General features: G+C 45.8%; 19 protein-coding genes and 1 tRNA gene. 6 read left to right on the plus strand and 14 right to left on the minus strand.

The window, feature by feature from the left end; translation table 11 throughout:
• Positions 1 to 2: 2 nt before the first annotated feature.
• From VF724_RS02760 to VF724_RS02775, 4 genes are all read right to left on the minus strand, one after another.
• Complete coding sequence (locus VF724_RS02760) at positions 3 to 989, minus strand: ABC transporter permease (RefSeq protein ID WP_371752690.1); 987 nt, start codon at positions 987 to 989, stop codon at positions 3 to 5.
• Between the two features lie 17 nt (positions 990 to 1,006).
• Positions 1,007 to 2,485, minus strand: a complete 1,479-nt coding sequence (locus tag VF724_RS02765) for a sugar ABC transporter ATP-binding protein (RefSeq protein ID WP_371752691.1) — start codon at positions 2,483 to 2,485, stop codon at positions 1,007 to 1,009.
• 103 nt (positions 2,486 to 2,588) lie between these two features.
• Positions 2,589 to 3,599 (minus strand): sugar ABC transporter substrate-binding protein, encoded by a 1,011-nt coding sequence (locus tag VF724_RS02770; protein WP_371752692.1) that lies wholly within the window; start codon positions 3,597 to 3,599, stop codon positions 2,589 to 2,591.
• A 327-nt stretch (positions 3,600 to 3,926) separates the two neighbouring features.
• A complete protein-coding gene (locus VF724_RS02775) occupies positions 3,927 to 4,898 on the minus strand; it encodes a sugar ABC transporter substrate-binding protein (protein ID WP_371752693.1) in 972 nt (323 codons plus the stop codon).
• A 385-nt stretch (positions 4,899 to 5,283) separates the two neighbouring features.
• On the opposite strand from VF724_RS02775, the gene VF724_RS02780 reads away from it, so the two are divergent.
• The 3 genes from VF724_RS02780 to VF724_RS02790 all read left to right on the plus strand — a co-directional run bounded on the left by VF724_RS02780 (position 5,284) and on the right by VF724_RS02790 (position 7,025).
• Positions 5,284 to 5,406: a hypothetical protein gene (locus VF724_RS02780; RefSeq protein ID WP_371752694.1), complete on the plus strand. Its 123-nt coding sequence runs from the start codon at positions 5,284 to 5,286 to the stop codon at positions 5,404 to 5,406.
• 199 nt (positions 5,407 to 5,605) lie between these two features.
• Positions 5,606 to 6,514: a DMT family transporter gene (locus VF724_RS02785; protein ID WP_371752695.1), complete on the plus strand. Its 909-nt coding sequence runs from the start codon at positions 5,606 to 5,608 to the stop codon at positions 6,512 to 6,514.
• Positions 6,515 to 6,614: 100 nt separating this feature from the next.
• A complete protein-coding gene (locus VF724_RS02790) occupies positions 6,615 to 7,025 on the plus strand; it encodes a hypothetical protein (RefSeq protein ID WP_371752696.1) in 411 nt (136 codons plus the stop codon).
• 320 nt (positions 7,026 to 7,345) lie between these two features.
• Here VF724_RS02790 and VF724_RS02795 read toward each other — a convergent pair whose 3' ends face one another.
• Genes VF724_RS02795 through VF724_RS02810 form a run of 4 tightly spaced genes read right to left on the minus strand, consistent with a single transcriptional unit; the run spans position 7,346 to position 13,080 of the window.
• The gene (locus VF724_RS02795) at positions 7,346 to 9,007 is read right to left on the minus strand and encodes a thiamine pyrophosphate-binding protein (RefSeq protein ID WP_371752697.1); all 1,662 of its coding nucleotides are present in this window, start codon (positions 9,005 to 9,007) and stop codon (positions 7,346 to 7,348) included.
• The gene (locus tag VF724_RS02800; RefSeq protein WP_371752698.1) at positions 8,994 to 10,769 is read right to left on the minus strand and encodes a GAF domain-containing sensor histidine kinase; all 1,776 of its coding nucleotides are present in this window, start codon (positions 10,767 to 10,769) and stop codon (positions 8,994 to 8,996) included. Before VF724_RS02800 ends, VF724_RS02795 begins: the two co-directional genes overlap by 14 nt.
• A 55-nt stretch (positions 10,770 to 10,824) precedes the next feature.
• Complete coding sequence (locus VF724_RS02805; RefSeq protein WP_371752699.1) at positions 10,825 to 11,715, minus strand: GGDEF domain-containing response regulator; 891 nt, start codon at positions 11,713 to 11,715, stop codon at positions 10,825 to 10,827.
• An 18-nt stretch (positions 11,716 to 11,733) separates the two neighbouring features.
• A complete protein-coding gene (locus VF724_RS02810; RefSeq protein WP_371752700.1) occupies positions 11,734 to 13,080 on the minus strand; it encodes an HD-GYP domain-containing protein in 1,347 nt (448 codons plus the stop codon).
• Between VF724_RS02810 and brfA the strand changes: the two genes are divergently transcribed.
• The gene (brfA, locus tag VF724_RS21610; protein WP_503473100.1) at positions 13,037 to 13,282 is read left to right on the plus strand and encodes a ribosome rescue factor BrfA; all 246 of its coding nucleotides are present in this window, start codon (positions 13,037 to 13,039) and stop codon (positions 13,280 to 13,282) included. The genes VF724_RS02810 and brfA overlap by 44 nt on opposite strands.
• On the opposite strand, the gene VF724_RS02815 is transcribed toward brfA, so the two are convergent.
• The 5 genes from VF724_RS02815 to VF724_RS02835 form a co-directional block, all read right to left on the minus strand.
• Positions 13,229 to 14,032: an alpha/beta hydrolase family protein gene (locus VF724_RS02815; RefSeq protein WP_371752701.1), complete on the minus strand. Its 804-nt coding sequence runs from the start codon at positions 14,030 to 14,032 to the stop codon at positions 13,229 to 13,231. The genes brfA and VF724_RS02815 overlap by 54 nt on opposite strands.
• 277 nt (positions 14,033 to 14,309) lie before the next feature.
• Positions 14,310 to 14,855: a DUF2179 domain-containing protein gene (locus tag VF724_RS02820; protein ID WP_371752702.1), complete on the minus strand. Its 546-nt coding sequence runs from the start codon at positions 14,853 to 14,855 to the stop codon at positions 14,310 to 14,312.
• 171 nt (positions 14,856 to 15,026) lie between these two features.
• The gene (locus tag VF724_RS02825) at positions 15,027 to 15,683 is read right to left on the minus strand and encodes an ISL3 family transposase (RefSeq protein ID WP_371752703.1); all 657 of its coding nucleotides are present in this window, start codon (positions 15,681 to 15,683) and stop codon (positions 15,027 to 15,029) included.
• A gap of 275 nt (positions 15,684 to 15,958) precedes the next feature.
• On the minus strand, positions 15,959 to 17,560 hold the full coding sequence (locus tag VF724_RS02830; RefSeq protein WP_371752704.1) for a BCCT family transporter: 1,602 nt from the start codon (positions 17,558 to 17,560) through the stop codon (positions 15,959 to 15,961).
• 64 nt (positions 17,561 to 17,624) lie between these two features.
• Entirely contained in the window at positions 17,625 to 18,710 is a 1,086-nt protein-coding gene (locus tag VF724_RS02835) for an aromatic ring-hydroxylating oxygenase subunit alpha (protein ID WP_371752705.1), read from the minus strand.
• Positions 18,711 to 18,939: 229 nt separating this feature from the next.
• Here VF724_RS02835 and VF724_RS02840 point away from each other — a divergent pair, with 229 nt between their 5' ends.
• On the plus strand, positions 18,940 to 20,307 hold the full coding sequence (locus VF724_RS02840) for a sigma-54 interaction domain-containing protein (RefSeq protein WP_371752706.1): 1,368 nt from the start codon (positions 18,940 to 18,942) through the stop codon (positions 20,305 to 20,307).
• 97 nt (positions 20,308 to 20,404) lie between these two features.
• Here VF724_RS02840 and VF724_RS02845 read toward each other — a convergent pair.
• Positions 20,405 to 20,477, minus strand: a tRNA-Val gene (locus VF724_RS02845).
• Between the two features lie 179 nt (positions 20,478 to 20,656).
• Here VF724_RS02845 and VF724_RS02850 point away from each other — a divergent pair.
• Positions 20,657 to 21,190, plus strand: a complete 534-nt coding sequence (locus VF724_RS02850; RefSeq protein WP_371752707.1) for a 5' nucleotidase, NT5C type — start codon at positions 20,657 to 20,659, stop codon at positions 21,188 to 21,190.
• Position 21,191: the final 1 nt, after the last annotated feature.

Raw genomic sequence — 21,191 nt, forward strand, 5'->3', positions numbered from 1 at the left:
TCTCACCCCTTGCGAATCCCCTTTTGTTTGCGTTTATCCATGATGAGCGCCGCGATAATGATCAGCCCTTTGGCCATCATCTGGTCAAAAGTGCTTAATCCCACCATGATGAACAGATTGCTCAATACCCCGATCAGCAGTACACCGATGATCGTCCGAATAATCGTGCCCTCTCCGCCGTTCAAGCTCGTTCCTCCGATCGCAACGGCTGCGATGACATTGATTTCATAACCCGTACCGACTACCGGACTGGCACTTACCGTTTGCGAGCTTACAATAAGTCCCCCAAGTGCGACGCTTGCACCCGACACCATAAAGGCGATCGTTCGGATACGGTCAATCGGTATCCCCGACAAACGCGCCGCTTCCGGATTGGCCCCTGTTAAATAAAGCGATCTGCCAAATGTGGTATACCGCAAAACAATATGAAAGATTACGGCACAGACGAATAAAATAACAATCGGCACAGGAATCCCCAATACTTGGCCGGTGCCGAACCACAGAAAAAAGGGATCGTCGTTTGCGCGAATGCTGAATCCGTGCGTATACATCAGAGCCAGAGCCCCAAAAATGGTTCCTGTGCCATAGGTAATCATGATCGACGCTCCGAAATCGCCTTTGATCAAGCGAAGAATCGTTCCGTTGATCAATCCCATCACAAGCCCGATCAAAATCATGATAATCACGGCTTCCATAGTGCCGATGGTCCGCTGCAGACCCACGAAAAGCACGTTGATCAAGGACAAAACTCCAAAAATCGATAAATCGATAAAACCAGCTATCATCATATAGGTCATACCCAGAGCGCCAATTCCCAGGACGGAGATTTGGGTGAGCACATTAAAGATATTCCCTTTCGTTAAAAATGCGGGGGACATCACGGAGCCTATAATGACCAACAATATCAAGGCGAGGATCGGGCCATGATCGGCAAGGCTGATTCTCGGCTTTATCGACACCTCTTTTTGTGAAACCAAACGATTTTCCACCTGTTTCCACCCTTTCTCTATGCAAGAGCAAGCTGCATGATCTTTTCGGCAGTCGATCCGGAGCCGGCGAGTTCGCCCTTTATTCTGCCTTCATGGAGGACGATCAAACGATCGCTCAATGCAATCAATTCATCCCATTCCGAAGAAATCAAAATGACGGACTTGCCCTTTCTCGCAAGCTCGCGGATCACCTCATAGATTTCTCTTTTTGCCCCAACATCAACACCCCGGGTCGGTTCATCCAAAATAAGAACATCGGAATCGGAGAACAAGTATTTGGCCACGACAACCTTCTGCTGGTTCCCCCCGCTTAGATTCAAGGCAATTTGCTCAATTGACGGGGTCTTGATTTTCAATTGGTCTACGAGGTCTTCGGACACTTTGCGTTCCTTCTTGGCTTGGATAAATCCCCGCAGATTGATCTTGTTCAAAGCCGCCATCGTGAAGTTGAGTCTTAAAGAAAAGCTTGTAATCAAACCTTGTTCCTTGCGATCCTCGGGTACAAGCGCAATACCGGAAGCGATCGCTTGTCTCGGGTTACGGATATGTACCGGATTGCCCTTGTATTTCATTTCCCCTTGATCAAATTTGTCCGCGCCGAAAATACATCGGGCAATTTCCGTTCTGCCGGAGCCGACCAGCCCGGCCAATCCAACGATTTCTCCGCTTCTTACATTGAAGGAAATATCATGCAGCCGGCCTTTTATACCAAGTCCCTTTACAGACAAAATCTCTTCGCCGAGCTTTAATGACACTCTCGGCGGGTATTCTTCCTTAAGGTCGCGGCCGACAATGCCCCGGATGATATGATCCTTGTCAATATCCGCGACATTTTTGGTCTCGATGACCCTGCCATCACGCATGATGGTAATTTTATCGCAGATGTTGAAGATTTCCTCCAACCGGTGCGAAATATAAATGACGGTTACGCCTTTTTCCGTCAGAGAAGCGATCGTATCGAACAAATGGCTCAGCTCCGGTCCGCTCAATACAGCGGACGGTTCGTCCATAATGATCAGATTGGCTTGATAAGACAGCGCTTTGGCGATTTCAACCAATTGCATCTGGGCAACGCTCAGATCCCGCACATTCGTATCCGGACGGATATCGGTTCCAACCTGCTTCAATAATCCCGACGCATGCTCATGAACTTCTTTCCAGTCGATATTGTAAGCTTTGCCGTGCATTCTGCCCAAGAAAATATTTTCCGCTACAGACAAGGAGCGCACAAGGCTGAGTTCCTGATGAATAATGGCAATCCCGCTTTGCTGGGCAGCAAGCGGGGAGTGAAACGCCACTTTTTGTCCTTTGAAAATAATTTCCCCGGCGTCCGGATGGATCACACCGGAAAGCACCTTCATCAAAGTCGATTTCCCTGCACCGTTGGCGCCTACAAGCCCATGAACCTCGCCGCTTTCCACAATCAGATTCACATCCGAAAGCGCTTGGACACCCGGAAAGGTTTTGCTGATCCCTTTCATTTCCAATACATTCATATGTGATCACCCGCATTTCGCAAAAGATAAGAATAGGAGCGAAGGCACTCCTTGGATCGCAGAAAGTGCCTTCACCGCAGCATGATTATAATTCTATCACATATTAAAACGCAGCTTTATATTCAGCCAAATTCTTTTTCGTCAACAGCATGGGCTCTGGAATATAACGTTTCTCGACCGGTTTGCCCATTGCGGCATCAGCAGCAACTTGTATCGACTTTTGACCTTCCCACAGCAAGAGCTCAACTACAGATCCATACATGCTGCCTTCTTCAATCGCCTGCACGGCTTCCTTGGAACCGTCATGTCCGATCACCATGATTTTGCCCAATTTGCCGGCTGCCTTGATCGCTTGCAGAGCTCCCATGGCCATATCGTCGGAATGGACAAATACGCCGTTGAGATTAGGATGTTTCGACAACAAGTCCTGCATCGTTTGCAGAGCCTTCGTACGGTCCCACATCGCTGTTTGCTTGTCGACAACTTCGATGTTCGTTCCTTTCAGACCCTCTTCAAATCCTTGGGTTCTTTGGACAGCCGAGGTAGTTCCGGGAGCTCCTTCAATAACGGCAACCTTCCCGCCGTTAGGCAGCGCTTCTTGCATGAGCTTTGCGCCATTTTTCCCGTCCTGAATGTTGTCAATACCGATGAAAGAAGTCACATACTGCATTCCTGATTCATCTACCGGCAGAATTGAATCGATAACCGGGATGCCCGCATCATAGAATTTCTTCAGCACGGGAATAACCCCTTTGGTATCAACCGGTTCAATAACGACAGCATCCACTTTTTGCACCAGAAGATTGTTTAACTGCTGTGTCTGCTTCTGCGCATCCCCTTGCGAATCCAAGTTAACGACCTTGATGCCCAGTTTAGCGGCTTGTTCGTCTTGAACCTTCATAACAGCTTGCACTTGCGGAATCGTATACGTGTAAAATAAAGCTCCCACTTTGATGTCGGACGGCTTTTTCGCTTCACCGGCGCTCGGCGCCGCACTGTTTGTCCCGGCAGGGGCCTGGGAATTGGAAGGGCTTGCATTATTAGAGGCGCCGCATCCGGCAAGTAAGGATACAACAAGAGCACCACTGATCAATAATCCCGCTTTTCTTTTCATCTTTTTCTTACCTCCTGTTTGTTTGGATAATTGCCCCGCTTCATCGCTTGAATTTAAACGCTTACATTCTTATAACTGTAAATCCCCCTCTCAGATTTAAAGATACCTGGCACCATCTGTTACGCGATCCCCACTTAGATTTATTTATTTGTTTTCTTATATTCTACTGGCAGCCAATAAAAAAAGGGTGTGTTTTTTTTATTAATACGTGTGTTTTTTTGCAATTAAGCGAAAGATAGAAAAGGCGTGAAGGCACTTCTTAGTTACAGAAAGCACCTTCGCCGCCACATGAATCATCGATATATTTACTGGTGTGTTAACGAGTGATTAAAACGCAGCTTGATAGTCAGCCAGATTCTTCTTCGTTAACAAAAAGGGTTCGTGGATATAGCGTTTCTCAACCGGTTTTCCTTCTGCGATATCCTTGGCAACTTCGACACCCTTCTGACCTTCCCATACCAAGAGCTCAACCACAGATCCATACATGGAGCCGTCTTGAATCGCTTGCACCGCTTCCTTGGAGCCGTCATGTCCAATTACCTTGATTTGACCCAATTTGCCGGCTGATTTAATCGCCTGCAGGGCTCCCATGGCCATATCGTCCGAATGAACAAATACACCGCTAAGGTCGGGATATTTAACCAGGAAATCCTGCATGATATGCAAGGCTTGTGTTCGGTCCCATGGTGATGCCTGCTTGCCGACAATCTTGATATTGGAATCCTTCAGACCTTCTTCAAATCCTTTAGTGCGCTCAACTGCCGATGTCGTACCGGGAGCTCCTTCAATTATGACGACCGTTCCGCCGCCAGGCAGTGCTTCTTTCATTAACTTCGCAGCATTATTTCCGTCTTGAACGTTGTCTACTCCGATAAAGGTGGTTACATACTGCATACCTTCTTCATCCACCGGAAGGATTGAATCGATGACCGGGATGCCTGCATCATGAAACTTCTTCAACATAGGAATGACTCCCTTGGGATCAACCGGTTCAATCAGAACAGCATCCACTTTTTGCACCAAAAGATTGTTTAATTGCTGTGTCTGCTTTTGCGCATCACCTTGTCCATCCAACTGAACCGTGCTGATTCCTAATTCCTTGGCTTTATCGTCTTGAGCTTTTATCACGGCCTGTACCTGCGGAATGGTAAAGGAGAAATGCAACGAACCTATTTTAATGTCGGACGACCTTTTGGATTCGCTTGTACTCGGCGCTGCACTGCTTGTTCCTGCAGGACTGTTCGCCGGATTGGAAGGGCTTGCGGAATTCGAAGCACCGCAGCCGGCAAGCAACGACATTATGAGAACTCCACTTGCAAATAAACCCGCTTTTCTCTTCATCTTCATTCCTCCATTTGAATTAAATGATATCCCGCAAATCTTGCAGAGTTAAAACGCTTACATTTCTTGCATCAAAACGCGCAGTTCCCCCTTTCTATCAATATCCTTTTCTTAAACCCCGCCATGAATTTTGCTTTATTTCTTATATTCTAGCGACTGGATTTGGTAAATGAGTGTGTTTTTTTTATTAATACGTGTGTTTTTCTATTTTTCAATAATGATTCGCTCCAACTCCTTAAATTATGTCGGGCGTATAACTAAAAAGCATGCTATAATTCATGTGGAATTTGGTGAATGATTACGGCAAATATCATTATCCATTTAAACAAGGAGCGTTGATAGTATGGCTGACAGACCCGCAGGAAATCCTGCGGCAAGCCAGCCTTTGGCCGCTGCCGCCGGTTTACGAATTTTGCTGCAGGGCGGCAATGCTTTTGATGCGGCCGTTGCACAGCCGCTGCATTAACTGTACATCATTTCGGCCGCCGATTTCTTCGGTGGTTTCCAGGGTATACGAATTAATCCGAAAACCGGGATGCTTGAAGGCGGTTCACACCCGCGTAAAGACAGCCGCGCTATCGGCTATTAAGCATAACTTGAACATGGGCCATCAGCCGACAAATTCAATAACGGCAGTATCTATAGATACATATTCGGAGGAAACCATGGGCTATCTGTTTCTTATCATCCCCACGATCATGTGGAGCTTTGTCGGCTTTTTTGTGAAGACCGCCTCCTTTACTTTTGACAGCGGCACTATCACCTTTTCGCGTTTTTTCTTTGGCGTCTTTGCGATCCTGCTATACGCGGCCATCACCAGGACGAAAATCACTTGGAATCTGACCTCCCGTTTCATTTGGCTGGGAGTCATCGGAAAAAGCGCGAATTATTTGTTTGAGAATATGGCCATATCGATCGGATATTCTTACGGCAACATTGTCGAAGCACCGCTGCAAACCGTCATTCTTATACTCGCGTCCGTCTTTTACCTGAAAAAGCCGCTTTGGCTTACGGAAGCGGCGGCTGTTGCATTATGCTTGATCGGCGTCATGATGGTGCAGTTGAACGGTCACAATTGGAGTGAAATGTTCTCCGCGAACGGCATCGTGCTCCTATTGTTCGCTTTGGCGGCGCTGGGCTCTGCCATGCATGTCCTGAGCCAAAAGCTGCTGGTCGAGCATTTGGATCCCGCAAGCATGAATGCATCGACGTTCCTGTTAGCCTCCGTGCTTGTATTTACACCCCTGCCTTTTCAGTTCGAAATGCACAGGCCCGTTCCTGCGATGGCTTTCATTTCGCTGCTTGCCCTTGGTTTGATTACAGCATTCAGCTTCCATTTCTATGCGAAGGCGCTAAAGATGGTTCCCTTCATCGTAGCCGTCATTGTCGGCAACAGCGGGATCCTGTTTACGATTCTTTGGGCAAAGCTGTTTTTTCATGAGCCGATCTCTTTGACGGTATGGGGCGGAACGCTCCTCTTGTTATTCGGGGTCGTCCTGGTCCACTGGCCTTTGGCCAAAAGCCATAAGCGCAAGCCGCTGAAGTTCAGGGAGATGCGTCAAGACCATTCTTAAAATGTACGCGGGCAGGTCCAACAAGTTATTCCCTTCCCAGAACAACAAATACTTCTTCCACATATCTTATAGGGAGTTGGATAGGATGGAGGTGAACTTCTTGAAAGCTCGTCTGCGTATATCCAGAAAGCATTCTGCAGCCAGCATCCGAAAACTGCGCAAGTCCAATCTGCGTTCTTCAGCCGGCATCCGGGGTCTTACTGTATTTAGTTTCACCCGAATCAGCCCAAATACCTTTGTCTATACGACATCTTTCACAGTGGCGCGTCTCTTCAACACCGGGGAAGTGATCGTCTCTCAACGGCCGGCAACGGGGAGTACTGCAATACCTACCGTTCGTTACCAATTTGTCAATGCAATTACTAACGTCCCGGTCACAAATTTCGTTACAGTCTCAGGAACCCGTATCAGTGTCCTGCGATTTGTTCTCCCTCCGGGAACATTCAAGCTGAAAATCACGAACGTCGGATCAGGCCCGGTAGAAGTGGAAGGAGTCATTCTGGTGTTCTAAAATAAAAGGGATCGTCTCTCAGCGGCGCACATTAAAAAGACCGCATGGAAGCAACTGCCTGCGGCCAGAGAGTGACTAGAAACCCTAAGAATGAAATGAAGTCTTTTTCCGGGTGGGGGTATCTTCTTCCGTCGCTCTTGAAACCAGGAAATGGGATTAGAAATTGCGGTATTTTCCCGGTTTCAAAGGCGAACGCCAGGTCTCGACAGAAGATACCCCCAACCCTATGGATCTTCATTCCCATGATTATGGGGTTTCTCGGACACCCTAACCGCATGGCAGCAACTGCCTGCGGTCTTTTTAATGTGTTGACGACTGCCTTAAAAAATGGCATCCTCGAGAAACTTTACCCTTTCTCCCATCGGCGGTATTTCATTTCCCTCAACAACCACTTCTACAATAACCGGCTTCTTGCTGGAAAGCCATTGTTCGATATGCTCCGGCTGCAAATCGGATAAAGAGTGTATTTGCGCCGTTTGAATGCCAAGCGAATCCGCGAGACTAGCGATATCCAATCTTGGTTGTGAAAACTCATCGAGACAACGCTTATACTGCATCATATGCCCATGATAGACCATTCCAAGGCGGGCGTTGTTAATGATTACGAAAACTATGGGAAGATTATATTCCTTCGCTGTGAGCACTTCAAAACCATGCATGAAAAAGCAGCCGTCCCCGGTAATGCATACCACCGGGCGGTCAGGCTCCGCCAGCTTGGCTCCCAGCGCTCCGGCAATCCCGGAGCCCATTCCGCCAAAATTAATGTCGATATCGAAATCTTGCCCGCCGGTTATGCATAAATTATTGATTGAATAAGTCATCATTTCGCCGATATCGATATAAAATCGGGTATTGCCAGGCGCGCATGCGCCAATTTGTTGAATCGCAACCTTCGTATTCCACTCAGGGAACTGATCACTATACGGGGACAATTTCCTTGATATTGTATTGAAGCTCCTTCTTGATCCGTTAAAAGCCGAACGATCTCGACCCTTGAGCTTTTCCAGGATTTTACCCAGCACGGTAAATGCGTCCCCTGCCAAACCGAAGGTCGGGATGAAGTTTTTCCCTATTTCATTTTGATCAATATCAATATGTATTAATTTTTTACCTTCAACAAGTCTTTCATCCCAATTGCGGGTTGCTAGCTCGCCAAGGCTTGACCCGATCACGAGCAATGTGTCGTGACTTGTTCCATTCAAGACTTCCGTTGCTGTTTCATTCCCTGACAAGCCGTATACACCCAGCGACAAGGAATGATCCTCCGGAAACGCTCCCTTCCCCCGGGGAGTAGTCGCCACCGGCCAGCCTGTAAGCTCGGCAAACTCAACGATTAATGAGCGTGCTGATTTGGCGCCGTGCCCCAATAAGACCGCTCCCCCGTTCCCTGTTTTCATGATATGTTCTTCAACCTTTTCGAGTTCAAGCCGACTGGGGGAAACAGGTGCGGGCTTCGCTATTGCCGCAGGAATCTCGCTTTTTATTTCGGTCATTTGAACATCAATCGGAATGCTTAAATGGACCGGACCCGGAATTCCGCTGATTGATGCATGATAGGCTTCCAAAAAAATTTCCGGCAGTTCCCCTGCGTACAACACCATTTTGTTGTATTTCGTAATCGATTCGAATAAAGGCAACGCATTGAGCTCTTGTGCCCCGCCTTTGCCAATTTTGCCGGTCGGTACAGATCCCGTAATGAAAAATACCGGCAATTTTTCCTTCATTGCATTGGCTGCGGCCGTAACCAAATTTGTCGCTCCCGGTCCGCTGGAACCCACGCATAATGAGGGCAGCCCGGATATCCTCGTATATGACGTCGCCATATAACCGGCACCGGTTTCATGTTTGGAAATGATCGATTTCAGTTCCGGTAGATCAAGCAATGCGTCATACAGAGCATTGATCGAGCCTGCAGGAATACCGAAAACGTATTTTAATCCGTTGGCAGCAAGAAAACGAAGACCTATTTCAATCGCTCTCATGATTCTCCCCTCCGATTGGCAGCGTAAATGAAAACACGGAACCTTTGCCTTCAATGCTTGAAAACCAAATGCTCCCCTTATGAAGCTCGATCAGCTGCTTGGAAATCGCCAACCCCAAACCGGTCCCTCTCAATTGATTATTCACTTGATAAAATTTCTGGAAAATATACTTCTGCTTTTCAGTGGGGATGCCAATGCCCGTATCCCGGACTTCAACCTGTATTTTTTCATGATCCTCGCCTATTTCAATTGCAATTTCGCCGCCTTCCGGCGTAAACTTGTTGGCGTTGTACAGCAAATTCAACAGAACCTGAAGAATCCGCTGCTTGTCCAATTTCAACGACCTCTGCACTTCGCTCTTGACTTGAATCGTTTGCTTTTTCTTCTCTGTCAGCGGAGTGAGTATGCGGACAGCCTCATCAACGATGTCCTTGAAATTCACAAGCTCGCTCATCAATTCAAACTTGCCGTTCTCCAGTTTTGCAAAATCCAACAACTCATTGACTTGATCCAGCAATCTCTCCACTGCCGTGTTGGAGGTTTCTATTAAATCCCGCTGTCCGGCATTCAATTCTCCGAGTATCCCTCTTTTGAAAATATCGATTGTTCCTTTTATTGCGGTAATCGGCGTTCTTAGTTCATGGGACAAGGAGGCAATAAAATCGCTTTTGAGATCGTTTAAATAGCGCAGCTCTTTAACAAGCTCCTCAAGCTTTAAATTCGCCTGCTGCAGCTCTGCGGTCCGCTGTTTCACCGCAAGATCCAGATTTTCCGCATAAATGGCGTTGGATAAGGCCGTAGCTGTCACATCGCATATGGACTGGATAAAATCAATTTCATTGTCCGTATAAACTTTCTTTTTATGAATGTCGGGAATAGCGACCGCACCAAAAACCTTGCCGTTCGCGACAAGCGGAATCAAAATCATGCTTTGGATGCCAAAGGATTTGCAGGCCTCATGATTGGGGCGGGGATCGGCAAACACGTCCGGAATCGCCACCGCTTTTTTGGTAGTAATTACCTCATGAAACAAGAGATCCTTGTCAATATGCAGCTGTATCCCTTGTTTATGTATTCCTTTCCATTCTTCCTCCGTAAAATGGCTTGTTGAGGACAAGTGATAGGGGGTTAAGATTCGCTCTTGTTCATTGTACAGGTGAATGCCGATATCCCCGCAGCCTGTGCTTGCCTTCATATAGTGAAAACAAGTGGAAAGCACATCATTAATGGACAAGGACTTGGATAAAGCGTTCGTTAGATCAAGCAGCAGCTGCTGACGATTTAAAAGATCTTGCGTTTGTTCAAACATTTGAATGTTTCGAATCGCCACACTGGCCATGTTGACAAATGCCTCCGTGACTTCCCTTTGCTCAACCGTAAGATCCATTGGTTTTCCAAAGTCATGAACAAACACAAGTCCAATTACATCATCGTCAACAATAACCGGCAGCCCCAGTATCGATTTGATCTTTAATAATTCGAGTTTAGCCGGATCGGCTCTTTGATCTTTGCTCGTATCCGAAATATAGTCGCTTGCTTTATTGAGGATAATATATTTGGCAAACTCGTCTTGAGCTGGATCAATGACCAGCTCGGTAATATCCACAGGCAGTTTATTTCCGGTATATCCGCGATAGGTTCCGTCCGGCTGTTTTAGGAAAAAGCCCACCAAATCTGCTTGTACAATCTCATCGGCGATCGCGTCCACAAGAACTTTTAAAATACCCGGCATTTCAAACCGTGAATTGATGATCTTGGTCATTTCAAAAATTCTCTCGAAACTCCTAAGCTTGTCACTTTGCAAACAGCCCACTCCTTTATATATTGTATTTAAAAATCGAAATGCGGTTTCTTCCGGATTTTTTGGAAAGGTACAAGGCTTGATCCACGCCGTTCAATGCCAAAAAAACGCCATTTTTGTCTAAAGCCGACGTTCCGATGCTCGCCGTTACTTGAAGACCATCCATGACTTTTATAGAGCTGATCTGGTCTTTGATCTGATTGGCGGCTTCCGAGCATTTTTCAATTTCCGTTGTAAGAAAAACAAGAAATTCATCCCCGCCAAAGCGGATGGCTATATTCTTCTTGCCGGAATCGATGTTTGAGCTGATAATCTGAGCTACTCTCGTTATGACTTCATCACCAATCAAATGTCCAAATTCGTCATTGATCGCTTTCAAGTTGTCGATGTCTATCATCATCAACGATCTAAATTCGCTCATCGACTCCTTTTTTTCAATAATTTCGTTGAAAAAAGACCGGTTATAGAGCCCCGTAAGACCGTCTTTATAAGCTATTGACATTAGTTTTGTATTGTCTGCCTGCAATTCTTTTATTTTCTTTCCGCGCTCTAGAGCGATTCCAATTTTCTGTTCCAGCAAATCCAGCTCAAAAGGCTTCACAATATAATCAACTGCGCCTGTTTGCAGCCCTAACAGCACGTCTTCCTTTTGGGCTTTTGCGGTGAGGAAAATAATCGGACAATCCATCCCCATAGTTTCTCTGATGTTCCGACAAACCTCATATCCGGAAATATCAGGCATCATGATATCGAGCAAAATCAGGTCCGGCCGGATTCGCTTTAATATTTCCAAAGCCTCCGAACCGTTGGCTGCCTCAATCAGATCGTAGTTTAACGATTTCAAAAATATCCTCAGAATTTCAAGATTATGTGGTTCATCATCCACCAACAGTATTTGATCCGGCACGTTTATACCACCTTAAACTTAAACTCTTTTATTAGAACTGTATAATTTCTTTTGACCATCGACGATCTCCAGAAATTTACAAACCATATCCCCGTCGAATTGCAGTCCCGCATTTTTTAAAAGCTGTTTTTGGGCTTCATCCATCGTAAGGTTGTTTCGATATACCCGTTGAGATGTCATGGCGTCAAACGCATCCGCAATCGTTACGATACGAACCATATACGGTATTTGATCCCCGTGCAAACGCTCCGGATATCCCAAACCGTCAATCCGCTCATGATGCCATTTCACAATGGGGAGTATGTGCTCCACATCAGGAAAGTCCTTCAACAGTTTATATCCTATCAATGGATGCCGCTTCACAAACTCATATTCTTCCTCGGTTAAAGGGCCCGGTTTTCGCAGTATTTTGTCTGGTACTCCTATTTTCCCGATATCGTGCAGAAGGGCGCCGATTTTCAAGATTTTCAGCTCTTCTGCGTCCAAGCCTATTTTTTCACCTAATAATGAAGCGTAGAAAGCAACATTATAGCTGTGGTTAACAGTGTACGTATCCTTCAGTCTTAACGTATTGAACAAATTTTCGTAAATTTGTTTTTTTATGAACTGCTTTCTGAACACTATTTTTTCGACCAGTTGCTTCATGTGGATGCTTAAAACCAGGCATTTTTCTATTTCCACCGGGGTAAGAGAAACCGCGTTGCCAAAGAAGAACACTAAAATCCCGTTTGCGAGATGATTTTGGAGGTCAAATATATACATGGAGCTGAAGCCTGAGCTCTGCAACAAGCTTTGAACCGTGCTTGGAACCTCATGGAAATTTTCATCATCGGTGGTGACCCCGTAGTACTGGGAATCAATAAATCTGGAAGAAAAAAATTGAGTGTTTTGTTCAATAGTGTTGATTTGCTCTGCTGTGGATTCATCAATATTAACAGAATCAGTAAGCGCCATTCCATTCCGTTGATTTCCGTCGGATAGCATGATGTAAAGATGCTCGCATCCAAGACTGCCCATTGATAAATTTTTGAGGTGTCCCATGGCTTCTGATATGGAATCTGCGTTAAGAAGAGCTTTATAAATCTCAGGGTCAATTTGATACACTATGGAGTCACCTTCAACAATCCGATAGATAGAATTCACTATTATTTCTACATATATTGAAACTTTTCCTCTTTTTTCGCCAAATTTTAATTGAATTCGGCTGATTTTTTGATTCTCCATATATGGTAGTGTCTGAGCGGCCGGCGTTAAGCAACCTGAGTGATGTGCATAGTCGGAACGAGCGTTCTGTATCATGAGATAGGAGGCAGTAATTGTCATGAAAAGCAAAGCCGGGCGTGAACGGGAAAAAGCGCTGCTCACCGGGAAAATTCCTCCGGATCTCAATCGCAATTCATGGGAACGCAAGCCGCTAACCCGAGTGGTGGAGAATCGAAAAGCGGAAAAAAGCCGTCTCTTTTGCAGAAAAAGCAAAGGCGACGGCTTTTATACTGAATGCGGCGAGCACTATTCACTTCTGCAGCAAAGTCATGATCTCCGCAGCAACCAACTGCCATTCCTCTAACTCCGTATCCACCAATTTAAAATGCTCGGCAGTCGGAATTTCCACCAGCTTGATGTCGTCACCGGCTTGTTGGGCCGCCTGGTAATAGAGCGAACTGATCCCCACGGGGACATTGACATCCAGATTTCCATGAATGAGGATTTGTTTGACCCCCAGCGGCAGCAGTTCAATGGGGGATGCCTCCGCATAGCGCCCAGGAACCTGGTCAGGACTGCCGCCGAGAAAATCGAACACGGGCTGATCCACATTCTTGAAAATATTATCCCGGATGGTATGGACCTCCTGCATGACTTTCAAATCCGTGACTCCGCCCAAACTGACGGCACCCTCAATCGAAACGGGGGAATCCGATGTTCTTAACACACTTGCTTTCGGCAGACGATGCCTCCCCGCCAGCCATAATGCCAAATGCCCGCCTGCGGAATGACCAACCGCGATTATGCGGCTTAAATCAAGCGGATAAGATTCGGCCAGCTTATACAAGTGATCGGCTGCCCTAGCCGCATCCGTCAAAGTTCCCGGCCAACCTCCGCCTTCTTGCCCGACACGGCGGTATTCAATATTCCAGGTGGCCGCTCCGCGCTCGCTTAAATCCTGTGCCACTGCGCTCATTCGGTCCAGTCCGACCCGCGCTCTCCAAAACCCGCCATGAATCACGATGGCAATCGGGTGAGGCCCATCCCCTTCGGGAATTCTCAGATCGCCGAATTGATTTTCATCTTCACCATAATAAATCCGAATAGCATTCACTGGAATAAATTCCTCCTTGTCGTTAGATATATTATAATTTCCGGAGTAATATTTTGTAAAATGAAACGATTATCATTTCAATCTTTGCTTTCAATAAAACCTTGTATTCACAAAATTCCTTTCTCAGTTCGTCGGTCATGGGAACCCTGCTTGTTACCCACGTCTTCCCTAAAATTGTAATAACTTGATTTTTCAAGCCCACATCTTGCCAACGCAACGTCGAACCACTGGCCCCCGTCCGGGTATATGGAGGAGAACTTATAAATCGCCATATTCCTCACTCGTCAATTCCCCTCGGATCGAGTCGGCCTTTTAATTGTTTTACCCAAAATCCTCCTATTAACTGTTTTGGTTCATAAGAAATGACAAAAGCTTTGGGCACGCGGCTATGAATCAGTTCCAAAAGCTTCTGCTCATTGCTTCTTTTTGTTAAAACCTGCATGACTAAACGTTTTCCATCTTTTCCATCCGCTGTCCATGATGTAACTCCAAATCCCTGTTCCCTGATATACGAAGGGAGTTGTAATTCGATAGAGTCAACCACAACTTGTAGAGTGACATATCCTAGTGCTAAATATTCCTCTATTTTGCTGCCTAAATAAACTCCCATTCCCCAACCAATACAGTATGCTGCCAGATTTATGGAATTATCAAGATTATCAAGGACAATCGTGAGGCCCTTAAGATAGACGAATACCTCGATCACCGACAATAGTGATGCAAATAATCGATACCCTTTGATGACGAGAATCATGCGAAGCGTAAAGAAAGATACATATAAAACATTGATAAACATAATAATGAAGATTATTTCGTATCTCATGGCCGTCCCCCGATTTTGTTGGGCTCTTCGCGCTACTAGCTGGGTTAATGGCTTTTAACGAGAGTCATAGCCCTTCCGCTGCTAGGAGCACCTCATAGGCAGAAGAAGCCTTCAAGAAAATCGCTTGACCGCTTCTTCTGCCTATGAGGCGGGGTTTCTAGGCGGTAAGGGTTATGGTGCTCGACGCGCCCCGAGCGCTGGCATCCGGAGTTTGTTTGCCGTCATGTACACCATTGCGATCAAATTCTCCACATTGCGGTAACCGCGAGCTCTGCGCTTCGCTGCTTGGACGAGGCCATTTATGCCTTCCAGCAACCCGTTGGTCATCTTGCTGTGAAACCAGCGCAGGATGCCTTCCTCATGCTGTTTAATGGTCTTGGCCAAACTTACCATGGGCGGAAACTGCGACCGCGTCGCCCAGCCGATCCATTCCCGGAGATAGACATCAGCGAAGATATGAGGCGTACTCCAGAAATCCTGCATCGCCAGCTTTAATCGATAAGCACGGCCCGTCTGCAGATTACTGTCTTTCAACCGTGTTAGCGTTTCTTTCTGTTCCGCTTTTAAGTTAGTCTCGTTCTTCAGCCAGATGTATTTTGTGTGTTTGAGCTCCGGTGTTTGCTTTTGCTCGGCGATACGCACATCATCTACGGCTTCGTTTACAAGCTTCATGATGTGGAATTTATCGAACGTGACCTCAGCTTTGGGGAAGTAATCTTCAATCCCTCGAATATATGCGGGAGACATGTCACAGCAGACTTCCTCGATTTGCTTAGCGTCAACACCTTTAGAAGCAAGCATTTCCTTGAATCGTTCAAGGGTGTCCATTCCCTTGTTGCAAACAGTACGGTTTTGGCATCGACGTCGACAAACAGCGTAATGTATCGATGACCTCGACGGGAGGACGTCTCGTCGATTGCAATCCGCTTCACGTGGTTTAAATCCAGATCGGCCATCGCTTTCTCTACATAGTGATGAAAGATCCGCCACATCCGCGTATCATGCTCGCGTAGTTCTCGGGCAGCTGCATTTACTCGGCAGTATTGACAATTTGCCTATTAAACAGACCTCAGCAACGAACTATAGCGAAGAGGCCAAATTTATTAACTCACTATGGCTCTAGTACTTTCATCTTTTTTTCCATACGCAGTAAACTCATTATCCGCTTCCTGGTTTCTTACCTTAATTTCATCTTCTCTTAGCCACTTAAGGAAGGAGTAGGAGGCTATGCCCAGAATGAAAATGAGTGGGAATGACGTAATAACCGATAATTTCTGAAGTGCTTTAAGTCCCCCGCCATACATCAAAATAATTGCAATTGCTCCCAATGCAATCGCCCAGAATAAACGATGCCATTTAGCAGGTTCCTGTCCATCCTCTATCTCTTTGGAAGCGGCATCGGCCAGCGTGTAAGCAGATGAATCAAGCGTTGTAGCCAAAAAAATGAGAGTCAAAATCGTAAACGCGCCAAGAAGAAGAAAGCCGCCGGGCAGCGCTTGAAACGTGGCTACAATAGCAGCGGGCTCGCCACTTTTTTCCATAATCCCTGCAACATCGACTCCTGCAGCGGGATCTTTGGCAAACGCCAACTGAAGGGACATCGAAGTATTGCCCAATACAGCAAAAGCAAGCCAGCAACCAAGCGTCCCACCTATAAGTTCTGCTGCAACCAATTGCCGGATCGTTCTTCCTTTGGAAATACGAGCAACGAATATCCCCATAAACGGAGCGTATGCGACCCACCAAGCCCAGTAGAAAATCGTCCAGCCTTCCGCAAAACCTGATCCGCCAACCGAATCCGTGTAAAAACTCATACGGACAAAGTTTTGAAGCAAAAGACCTAAAGAGTCTGTAAAACGGGAAAGAATAAATACCGTTGGTCCGAAAACAAAGATGAAAAGAGCTACTCCTATAAACAACCATGCATTTATATCGCTTAAAATCTTTAACCCTTTCTTTAGGCCCGTGTAAACGCTAAGTCCGAAAATAATCGTCCAAGCAACAATAATTATGGCATCCAATGTCATGCTTTTTTCAACGCCGATCATTGTAGACAGCGCCTGTGAGATTAGCGGTGTTGCCAAACCTAACGAGGTTCCAACGCCGCCAATAATACCAAACATGAAAAATACGTCAATAACTTTTCCGACAATCCCTTGAGCATGCTTTTCTCCAATTACTCCCGCACATGCGGTACTTAAACGAGCATTTTTATATTTTCGGACATACATTGCATAGGCGATCGGCAAAGCCGGAAGACAATAAATCGCCCAAGCAGTAAATCCCCAATGAAACATTCCATAGGTAGCGGCCCAATTCGCGGCTTCTACACTTTTAGGCTCGACTTGATAAGGGGGGTAAAGATAGTACCAAGCCCACTCGATGGTTCCCCAATACATCAAACCAGACCCAATTCCAGCTGTAAAAAGCATGGCTACCCAACTTTTGGTTGAAAATTCCGGCTTTGTTTCAGGATCCCCAAACTTAATGTTTCCGTATTTCCCCAGCGCAAGCCATACAAGCATACCAAACGCCGCCGCACACCCTAATAGATACAATGTTCCAAATTTGCCCGTAATAAAAATGAGTGCATTGCCAAATATTTTTGTTCCCGTTTCCGGATCAGCAAGTAGAAGAATAGATAGTATAGCAATTACTGCCACTGCCGAAAAGAAAATAATCTTGTCAATTTTGGGTTGTTTCATGGCACTGCTTCCTCCTTTTCATTCAATTTCTGTTATTAAAACGCTTACAATTCAACTGAAACGGTTATTCCTCAATTTCCAAGACACGTCGGATCATGTTGTGAAACTGACGAACGCCATTTTCGGTTGGAGAAAACATTCCGTTCTTAAAAGCTCTGGAACGAAATCCGATTTGTTCCAGTTCCACCAATTCCACATCTTCATCTCGAACCTGTTCCATAAATTTGATCAGGTCTTGTTCTTCCTGCGTCAGATTCTCGTCTCGGAAAAACAGAGAGTAGACACCCAGCGTTGTTTCATGATCAATCGGGATCATTTGAATGACGGACATGTTTCCTGGTCCCGGGTAAATCGTGATCATGAGATTCGGCCAAAGCCAATAGAATTGGCCGCCCTGAAATTCCGCCTTATCCAATTCCAAGCTTCCCAGTTTTTGATCCGTTTTTACCTTGGAGCCTTGAACAGAGTAATTCTCGCATTCCACAATGGTATATTGATTCATATCCATGGTCGCCACGAATCCCGGATGAGCAATCGGGCAGTGATCACATTCCAGATAATTATCAATAAACGCCTTCCAATTCGCCTTGATCTCCCTTTTCCTCACTTTAACTTTCTTTAACCCTTCCAGAAATGCGAATTCCTTCAGGCTATCAAAGAAATCACCGTAACTGCTGGCCAATGGCTGGGCACTCTCATCTAAGTTGACGAAAATCAAGGAGCCTCCTGTTTCCACCCGAATGGGACTTAAGCAGACCTCCCCAGCACAAAATTCATCCGCCTCCTTGAAATTCGGGGCCTTATGAAGCGAGCCGTCCAGATTAAAGGTCCATCCGTGATAGCCGCATTGCAGGATTTTTTTATGGCCCGCCTCATTTTTTTCAAGCTTCGTCCCCCGATGCGGACAAACATTATAAAAGGCACTCAATTCCTCGTCTTTTCCCCGAATAACAAGGATCGGTTCTCCGGCTACCTCGCAGGTAAAATAGTCTCCCGACTTTTGTACCTGGCTGGTATGTCCGACATACTGCCAGCTTCTTGCAAAGATTTTTTCCTGTTCCACAGCCAATACCGACGGATCCGTATAAAGGCGATAAGGAACCGTTCTTATCGGAGTGAATGCTGTGTTTCCTTCTTTTAGTATCAACATCTTAACCCCTTTCCACAACTTAAATTTAAAACTTCGGTTATGCATAATAAAAGCAAGAATGATGCCAAACAAAAAATCCCCCATTTTCATCGTAAATCATTGTTTAAATCATTGTTTTTGTACTTCTTTTCCTTCCAAAAACGAATTATAATTAACTCGGGTGAACATGTTTCAACTCGAAATGTTATTTAATATATAGGCATTTTTACCAAAGGGGTCGATGTGACTTATGTATAATGACCGGCCGTTGGAAATCAACACCGAAATCCTGATGAATATTTTGGACCATTCTTCCGACGAAATCTTTGTCCTGGATCGAGAAGGGCGCATCGTCTATGTAAACAGAACGTGCGAAAGACATTACGGGTTAAAACCTGCAGAGGTTATCGGAAGGCTGAACGAGGAATTTGTTTCCAAAGGATATTGGGGACCGTCAATTATCCCCATTGTTGTGAAAGAAAAGAAACCGGTCACCATTAAACAAACGACCTATATTGGTGGAGAACTGATTACTACAGCTATCCCTATTTACAATAGTGAAAATGAAATTCAATTGATTGTGACTACTTCTCATGAACAGAATTTCAAAACTCTTTATATGCCTGAAGAAGAGAATAAAGATGAGTTAAAAGACACTCATTTGGCCGTTGACAACATCATTACAAACAATGAAACCATGAAAAATCTGATTAAGTTTTGCCAAAAGATTGCCAAGGTTGATTCAACGATATTGATTCAGGGGGAATCCGGTACCGGAAAAAGCGCGCTAGCCAGCTACATTCATAAAAAGAGCCCGCGAAAAAGCGGTCCCTTTCTTGCTATCAATTGTGCGGCCATTCCGGAGGATCTGTTGGAATCCGAACTCTTCGGATATTCGCAGGGAGCCTTTACAGGAGCGAACCGGGGAGGGAAAAAGGGCTTGCTGGAAGCGGCAAACCACGGCACAATCTTATTGGATGAAATCGCGGAAATCCCCCCCAAAATTCAGGCAAAATTATTACAGGTTATTCAGGAGCGACAATTCCTGCCTGTCGGGAGTAGAGAGGTGCAAACGGTCGATATCCGGATTATTGCGGCCACCAATCAAAACTTGCAGCAAATGGTCGAAACTAGGAAATTCAGAGAAGACCTTTATTACCGTCTCCAAGTAATTGACCTGAAGCTTCCGCCGCTGCGCGAACGCAAGGAAGATATCATCCCCCTCACGTACCACTTTCTCAATAAGTTCAATCAAAAATATCATTCGAGCCATATCATCTCACGGGAAGTATTAGAGATTCTTGAACATTTTCACTGGCCGGGAAATGTACGGCAGTTGGAAAATGTGATGGAACGGCTTGTCATCACAAGCGATGGCATTATTCAACAAACCGATCTTCCGGAGATCGTTTTGCAGGATTCGAGTCAAAAAAACAGCCGTTCTTACCCGAGACCCCTCAAACTCGCGTTGGATGAGCTTGAAAGGGACGTGGTAATCAATTCCTATAAAGAATACAAAAGCTCCCGGAAAGTTGCTGCTGCCTTAAACATCAGTCAGACCAAAGCGTCGAAATTAATTCGAAAATATTGTAGAGTATCAGACCTTAGTTACAACTAGCATTATCATGCTGCCATACGTATTATTAATGCAAAAAGGATTGATATACAACAAATAAACCCTTGATGCACAAAGGCTTCAAGGGTTTATTCCATAATGACCTGTAGTGGGTTCGAACCACTGACCCCCACCCTGTCAAGATGGTGCTCTCCCGGCTGAGCTAACAGGTCACGTTTGAGACAATGACTATCTTATCAGGTATTCTCGCGAATGTCAAATGGGAATTTACAGGAACTTTATAGGAGCTTCACAGAATCTTTAAAGGGCATTTTTGGCTGCTACGGATGGCATTCCGGGCTGGATTCCTGTTATCATGAGAGTAACGGACTTTTATTATTGGAGGCAAACAATGCGCAAAAGCATCGGAATCGACATGGACGGCGTGATCGCCGATTTGCATGGTAAATGGTTGAGCTGCTACAACGCGGATTACGAGGACAACCTGACGCCCGACACGATCCGGGGCGCCCGGATGGTCGATTGCGTCAAGCCGGAGTGCGGCGAGAAAATTTATGAGTATTTCGATCAGGAGCATTTTTTTCGCGATCTGGACGTGATGGAAGGCAGTCAGGATGTCATTCGGGAGCTTTCCCGGCAGTATGACATCTACATCGTGACTGCGGCCATGGATGTGCCGATGTCCTTCCGGGCGAAATTCGAATGGCTCAAGGAACACTTTGCGTTCATTCCCGAATCGAATTTCGTCTTCTGCGGAAACAAGAGCATTATCGGCACGGATTATCTGATCGACGACCACATCCGCAATTTGCGCGGGTTCAAGGGCCAAGGCCTGCTGTATACCGCCTTTCACAATCTGGATGTCACGGAATTTATCCGGGTGAACAATTGGCGGGAAATCTCCGAATATTTTTTGGGAAACTAGA

This window comes from Ferviditalea candida (assembly GCF_035282765.1).
Classification (GTDB): Bacteria; Bacillota; Bacilli; order Paenibacillales; family KCTC-25726; genus Ferviditalea; species Ferviditalea candida.

Bases quoted from the DNA above. Each gene is read 5' to 3' on its own strand.
- VF724_RS02765 (WP_371752691.1), bottom strand. From the start codon at position 2,485: ATGAATGTATTGGAAATGAAAGGGATCAGCAAAACCTTTCCGGGTGTC.
- VF724_RS02770 (WP_371752692.1), bottom strand. From the start codon at position 3,599: ATGAAAAGAAAAGCGGGATTATTGATCAGTGGTGCTCTTGTTGTATCC.
- VF724_RS02775 (WP_371752693.1), bottom strand. From the start codon at position 4,898: ATGTCGTTGCTTGCCGGCTGCGGTGCTTCGAATTCCGCAAGCCCTTCC.
- VF724_RS02780 (WP_371752694.1), top strand. From the start codon at position 5,284: ATGGCTGACAGACCCGCAGGAAATCCTGCGGCAAGCCAGCCTTTGGCC.
- VF724_RS02785 (WP_371752695.1), top strand. From the start codon at position 5,606: ATGGGCTATCTGTTTCTTATCATCCCCACGATCATGTGGAGCTTTGTC.
- VF724_RS02795 (WP_371752697.1), bottom strand. From the start codon at position 9,007: ATGAGAGCGATTGAAATAGGTCTTCGTTTTCTTGCTGCCAACGGATTA.
- VF724_RS02800 (WP_371752698.1), bottom strand. From the start codon at position 10,769: ATGACCAAGATCATCAATTCACGGTTTGAAATGCCGGGTATTTTAAAA.
- brfA (WP_503473100.1), top strand. From the start codon at position 13,037: ATGAAAAGCAAAGCCGGGCGTGAACGGGAAAAAGCGCTGCTCACCGGG.
- VF724_RS02820 (WP_371752702.1), bottom strand. From the start codon at position 14,855: ATGAGATACGAAATAATCTTCATTATTATGTTTATCAATGTTTTATAT.
- VF724_RS02825 (WP_371752703.1), bottom strand. From the start codon at position 15,683: ATGGACACCCTTGAACGATTCAAGGAAATGCTTGCTTCTAAAGGTGTT.
- VF724_RS02830 (WP_371752704.1), bottom strand. From the start codon at position 17,560: ATGAAACAACCCAAAATTGACAAGATTATTTTCTTTTCGGCAGTGGCA.
- VF724_RS02835 (WP_371752705.1), bottom strand. From the start codon at position 18,710: ATGTTGATACTAAAAGAAGGAAACACAGCATTCACTCCGATAAGAACG.
- VF724_RS02840 (WP_371752706.1), top strand. From the start codon at position 18,940: ATGTATAATGACCGGCCGTTGGAAATCAACACCGAAATCCTGATGAAT.
- VF724_RS02850 (WP_371752707.1), top strand. From the start codon at position 20,657: ATGCGCAAAAGCATCGGAATCGACATGGACGGCGTGATCGCCGATTTG.